This is a genomic window from Pseudomonas sp. P5_B2 (genome assembly GCF_056400445.1).
In genome coordinates, this window is sequence record NZ_JBFULH010001308.1 from 1 (window position 1) to 730 (window position 730).

1 protein-coding gene is annotated in these 730 nt (G+C 51.2%); it reads left to right on the plus strand.

The features are described from left to right. On the plus strand, window positions 1–730 hold a 730-nt coding region (locus tag AC1DRJ_RS30915; protein ID WP_477805456.1), incomplete at both ends, for an EAL domain-containing protein.

Sequence of the window (730 nt, forward strand, 5' to 3'; positions counted from 1 at the left end):
ATTGCCCAGTGACGAGGCCTCCAACCACTACACTGCGGGTGGCGGTCGCGCTTACTGGTTTGATGCGGGGCCCGGTGTGTCAGCCGATACTGGAACAGTCGTTATTGCTCAGGACAACAGCTATCTGTGGTTGAACAAAGGAATTTTGGTAGACATGCTGGCCTCCCCTCAAGCGCCAACCCTTTCCCTCGATCTGATAGACGAGCACTCGCTGCAGTCGCTGTTTTCCAATGACGTAGCGTCTATTCCGTTATCCAAACGCCCCGCGCTGTATGAACTTACATTCGGTGACGAGCGTGTGTATATAGCTTATCCCGTGAAGTGGACCGGGATGTTTGCCCTTTTGTCTTTACCGACCAGCACGTACTATCTGGTTTGGCTCATTTTGTTCACTGGATTGCTTATTGCGAGTCTGATCATTCTTGTTACGCTCTGGCGCCTGACGAGCTTGATATACGAGTACCGTTTCTCGCTGCTGGCTAAATTGCGCAAGGCACTAAAAAAAAATCAACTCAAAGTCCACTATCAGCCCATCGTCGATATCCAGACCGGGCGTTGGAAAGGTGCCGAGGCGCTCCTGCGGTGGACCCATGATGGCAAGGCCGTCACTCCTCATGTTTTTATTCCTTTGGCGGAAAAAGGAAGGATAATCCGTCAATTGACACGTTGGGTGTGCAAGCAGGTTGTCGAAGACGAAAGGACTTATTTGTGGGCATGGAATGACCTGTAC